We start from the raw sequence: 4701 nt of genomic DNA, 5'->3' as shown, positions 1-4701 counted from the left end.
TTCGGTGGGCTGGGCCGGCTGGTCGCCCGGCATCTGGTCACTCGGCACGGGGTGCGCCGGCTGGTGCTGACCAGCCGGCGGGGCGCCGCGGCCGCGGGCGCCGGCGACCTGGTCGCCGAACTGACCGCGCTGGGCGCGGACGTGCGGGTCGTGGCCTGTGACGTCGCCGACCGGACCGGGGTCGCCGCGCTGCTGGCCGGTATCCCCGCCGAGCATCCGCTGCGCGCGGTGGTGCACGCCGCCGGGGTCATCGACGACGCGACCATCGAGTCGCTGACCCTCGAGCGGGTCGGTGGCGTCCTGCGCGCGAAGGTCGACGCCGCCTGGCACCTGCACGAGCTGACCCGGGACCACGACCTGTCGGCGTTCGTGCTGTTCTCCTCGATCTCCGGCCTCGTCGGGGCCGCCGGCCAGGGCAGCTACGCCGCCGCGAACGCGTTCCTGGACGCCCTGGCGCACCACCGCGCCCGGGCGGGGCTCGCCGCGACGTCCCTGGCCTGGGGGCTGTGGGACCAGCCCGCCGGCCTGGCCGGCGGCCTGCGGCCCGTCGACGTGCGGCGGATGGCCCGTGCCGGTGTCGCGGCCCTGCCCGAGCAGGCCGGCCTCGCCCTGTTCGACGACGCCCTCGTCCGTGACGACGCCCTGCTGGTCGCTTTGCGAACGAATCTAGTTGCGCTGCGTGAGCAGGCTGCCATCGGTGGGGTGCCGGAGGTGATGCGCGCCCTGCTGCCCACCGCCGGTGGGCGCCGGCCGCGCACAGGCGGCAGCCCGACCGCTGCCGGGAACGCTCCCGGCGCTGAGGGCTTCGCGGGCGCCGGAGGCCCTGCGGGCGCAGAGGGCTCCGCGGGCACCGACGGCGGTACGGACGCCGGGAACTTCGGGACGGCCGGGACCTTCGGGACGGCCGGGAGCTCCGGGAGCGTCGGGGGCACGGCCGTGGGCGGGCTGGCCGCGCTCGGCCCGGTCGAGCGGGAACGGGTGCTGCGTGAGCTGGTGCGTTCCGAGACGGCCGCCGTGCTCGGCCACGCCGGGGCGGCCGTGGTGCGCGACGACGTGGCCTTCCGGGCACTCGGGTTCGACTCGCTGACCTCGGTGGAGCTGCGCAACCGGCTGGGTACGGCAACGGGGCTGCGGCTGCCCGCCACCGTGCTGTTCGACCATCCGACACCCGCGGAGCTGGTGGAGCACCTGCTCACACAGGTGCCCGGCGGCGAGGCCGCGACCGCGTCCGCCACGGCCGCCGGTACCGCGGCCCCGGCGGCCGTGACCACGCCCGCCACCGAGGCGGAACCGATCGCGATCATCGCGATGGCCTGCCGGTATCCCGGTGGGGTCACCTCCCCGGAGGAGCTGTGGGGGCTGGTGTCCACCGGCACCGACGCGATCTCGACCTTCCCGACGAACCGCGGCTGGGACGTCGACGCGCTCTACGACCCGCGTCCCGGACGCCCGGGACGCAGCTACACCCGCGAGGGCGGCTTCCTGCACGACGCCGACGAGTTCGACCCGGAGCTGTTCGGTATCTCGCCGCGCGAGGCCGTGGCGATGGACCCGCAGCAGCGGCTGCTGCTGGAGACGAGCTGGGAGGCGTTCGAGCGGGCCGGGCTGGACCCGACCGCCCTGCGTGGCAGCGACACCGGCGTGTTCGCCGGCGTGATGTACCACGACTACGGCACGGCCGCCGCCGGTACGGCGCAGGACGGGGAGGGCTACCTGCTGACCGGCACCACGGGGAGCGTGCTGTCCGGGCGGGTGGCCTACACCTTCGGCCTGCACGGCCCGGCGGTGACGCTGGACACGGCGTGCTCGTCGTCGCTGGTGGCGCTGCACCTGGCCGCTCAGGCGCTGCGGCGGGGGGAGTGCTCGCTGGCGCTGGCCGGCGGCGTGACCGTGATGTCGACGCCGAACACCTTCGTGGAGTTCAGCCGGCAGCGCGGGCTGGCAGCGGACGGGCGTTGCAAGTCCTTCGCCGCCGCCGCCGACGGCACCGGCTGGTCCGAAGGTGTGGGCCTGCTGCTGTTGGAGCGGCTGTCGGACGCGCGCCGGAACGGGCATCCGGTGCTGGCGGTGCTCCGTGGGTCGGCGGTGAACTCCGACGGCGCGAGTAACGGGCTGACCGCGCCGAACGGGCCCGCGCAGCAGCGGGTGATCCGACGGGCGCTGGCGGATGCCCGGGTGGCGGCGGCCGAGGTGGACGTGGTGGAGGCGCACGGTACGGGGACGAAGCTGGGGGACCCGATCGAGGCGCAGGCGCTGCTGGCGACCTACGGGCGTGACCGGCCGGCGGACCGTCCGCTGTGGCTGGGGTCGATCAAGTCGAACATCGGGCACACCCAGGCCGCCGCCGGCGTCGCCGGTGTGATCAAGATGGCGCTGGCGATGCACCACGGTCTGCTGCCGGCGACCCTGCACGTGGACGAGCCCTCCTCGCAGGTCGACTGGGCCGCCGGGGCGGTGCGGCTGCTGACCGCGCCGACCCCCTGGCCGGACGTCGACCGGCCCCGGCGGGCCGTGGTGTCCTCCTTCGGGATCAGTGGCACGAACGCGCACGTCGTCCTGGAACAGGCCGCCGCGCGGCCCACGGCACCCCAGCTTCCCGCCGCTCCGGCCGGCGTGACATCGGCCACCGCGGCACCGGTCGGTGCCGACACGTCCGTCATCCTGGACTCCGTCATTCTGGACACGGTCGACAGGCCGGCACCCCCGGTGACGCTCGGCTCCGCCCCCGAGGAGAACACCCCCGAGGAGAACACCCCCGAGGAGACCGCCCCCGAGGAGACCGCCGATAGGCGTCCCGCCGGGACCGTCCTGCCCTGGGTGATCTCGGGGCACACCGACGCCGCGCTGCGGGCGCAGGCCCAGCGTGTGCACGCGCACGCGGCCGCGCACGGCGAGCTGAACCGCGCCGACATCGGTTACTCGCTGGCGACGACGCGGGCCGTGCTCGCGCGGCGCGCGGTGGTGCTGGCCGATGATCATGCAGGTTTCCTGCGGGGCCTCGCCGCGGTGGCCGACGGCGGGCCGCTGCCTGACGGCGCGCTGGTGGCCGGGGCCGTCCAGGGTGCCGGGGCCGTCCAGGCTGTCGAGGTCGTCCGGGGCGCGGCCGGGCCCACCGGCGGGCCGGTGCTGGTCTTTCCCGGGCAGGGCTCGCAGTGGGCCGGTATGGCGGCGGGGCTGCTGGACTCCTCGCCGGCGTTCGCCGCCCGGATCGCCGAGTGCGCCGACGCGCTGGCCCCGCACGTCGACTGGTCCCTGCTGGACGTCCTGCGTGGCGGTGGCGGGCCGGCGGAGCTGGAGCGGGTGGACGTCGTCCAGCCGGTGCTGTTCGCCGTGATGGTGTCGCTGGCGGCGCTGTGGGCCGAGTACGGCGTCCGGCCGGCTGCCGTGGTCGGCCACTCCCAGGGTGAGATCGCGGCGGCGTACGTGGCCGGCGCGCTGTCGCTGCCGGACGCCGCCCGGGTCGTGGCGCTGCGCTCCCGGGCGCTGGCGGCCCTGACCGGCCGCGGCGGCATGCTCTCCGTGGCGCTCGCACCGCAGGAGGTGGCCCGGCGCACCCCGCACTGGGGTGAGCGGGTCTGGCTGGCCGCGGTGAACGGGCCGCGTTCGGTGGTCGTCTCCGGCGAGCCCGGGGTGCTGGCGGCCCTGGCGGCGGACTGCGCCGCCGCGGACGTCCGCACCCGCATGCTCCCGGTCGACTACGCTTCGCATTCGCCGCATGTCCGGGATGTGCGAACGGAGCTGCTCGAGGCGCTGGCCGGCATCGCCCCGCGTCCGGCCGAGATCCCCTTCTACTCCACGGTGACCGGCGGCCCGGTCGAGACGTCCTTGATGGACGCCGGGTACTGGTACCGCAACCTCCGACGGACCGTGCTGTTCGAGCCGGCGGTCCGTGCCCTGCTGCGGGACGGGCACACCACCTTCATCGAGTCCAGCCCGCATCCGGTGCTGACGATGGGCATCGAGGAGACCGCCGCGGACGCCGGCGCCGACGTGCTGGCCACCGGCTCGCTGCGGCGCGACGACGGCGGCCGGCGGCGGTTCCTCACCGCGGTGGCCGAGGCCCACGTGCGCGGCGTCCGGGTCGACTGGCGGGCCGCGTTCAACGGCGTTGAGGCGCGCCGGGTCGACCTGCCCACCTACGCCTTCCGCCGCCGGCGCTACTGGCTCGGCGATGGCCGGGCTCCCGGCGGGCACCAGGCGCCGGCCGCCGGCGCGGGGCCGGCCGAGGAGCGGTTCTGGGACGCCGTGCGACGCGCGGACCTGGCCGCGCTGACCGCCACTCTCGACGCTGACATCGACGCCGACCAGCCGTTGCGCGCGGTGCTGCCCGCGCTGTCGGCCTGGCGGCGGCGGCAGGTCGACAGCGCGGCGGTCCGCGACTGGCGGTACCGCGTCACCTGGAAGCCGCTGGTGGAAGCCCCGCTGGTGGATGTCCCGCTGGTGGATGCCCCGCTGGTGGATGCCTCGGTGGGGGAGACAGGACTGTTGGACGCTCCGGCGGTGCTGTCGGGAACGTGGCTGCTGCTGGCTCCGGCCGAGTCGCCCGACCAGGCCCTGGTGGCGGCGTGTGCCACGGCCCTGTCCGGCCGTGGCGCGCGGGTCGTGCGCGTCGAGCCCACCACGGCGGAGCTGGACCGCGGCGCGTTGGCCCGCCTGCTCCGCCGCTCGCTGCCGCCGCGGGCGGCCGATGGGGCGCTGCCG

At 76.2% G+C, this 4701-nt stretch carries 1 protein-coding gene; it reads left to right on the top strand.

The annotated features are described in order from the left end of the window. A partial coding sequence (locus NBW84_RS08045) for a type I polyketide synthase (RefSeq protein WP_250283201.1) occupies nt 1-4701 on the top strand: 4701 nt, incomplete at both ends.

Origin of the sequence: Protofrankia sp. CiP1_Cm_nod2, assembly GCF_920664355.1 — a bacterium.
Taxonomy (GTDB): domain Bacteria; phylum Actinomycetota; class Actinomycetes; order Frankiales; family Frankiaceae; genus Protofrankia.
This window is presented reverse-complemented; position numbering and strand designations above follow the sequence as displayed.